A 543-nucleotide genomic window follows, 5' to 3' on the forward strand; every position below is an offset into this window, starting at 1 on the left:
CTTTACAATCTCGCCCGCCAGGACGTTGCCGGCTACGAGGCCTATGCGGAGAAAATGGCTTCGCTCTGCTCCTCCTGCGAGAGGAATTGCCCGATCCTCGAAGACATCGTCGACGGCCTCTTCCATATCGCGAAGTCCGACGGGGCGGTGCACGAGAAGGAACTTACGTTCCTGAGGCGCGTGGCTGAGATATTCAGGATGGCTGACGAGCATTTCGGATGCATCCTGGCGCGCCACGTTCATGGCGACGACCGCGATCCCTATCAGGTTCTCGGCGTTTCGCCGAAGGAGGACTTTTCCGCGATTCGCAAGCGCTACCGCGTTCTCGTTTCCGAGAACCACCCGGACATGCTCGTGGCGCGCGGCGTGCCGGAAGAATTCCACGCGATCGCCAACGATCGCATGGCCGTGCTCAACGCGGCCTACGAGGCGATCGAAAGAGAACGTCGCGCCGCATGACATCCGAGACCTGCGATTTCCCCGGCGCTCATCTCGTGCCCTCGCCCAACCATGGCGAGCGCGCCGGCGGGCGCAGGCCGGATA

General features: G+C 62.6%; 1 protein-coding gene and 1 pseudogene. Both read left to right on the plus strand.

Annotated elements, in window-relative coordinates; all coding sequences use genetic code 11:
• Positions 1-459: J domain-containing protein (locus A4A58_RS22400; protein ID WP_139069902.1), on the plus strand; the 459-nt coding region annotated here is incomplete at its 5' end.
• Positions 456-543, plus strand: a pseudogene (locus tag A4A58_RS31555) (N-acetylmuramoyl-L-alanine amidase); the annotation flags it as partial. The gene A4A58_RS22400 and the pseudogene A4A58_RS31555, both read left to right, overlap by 4 nt.

It is taken from the genome of Tardiphaga robiniae (assembly GCF_001618955.1).
Lineage (GTDB): Bacteria > Pseudomonadota > Alphaproteobacteria > Rhizobiales > Xanthobacteraceae > Tardiphaga > Tardiphaga robiniae_A.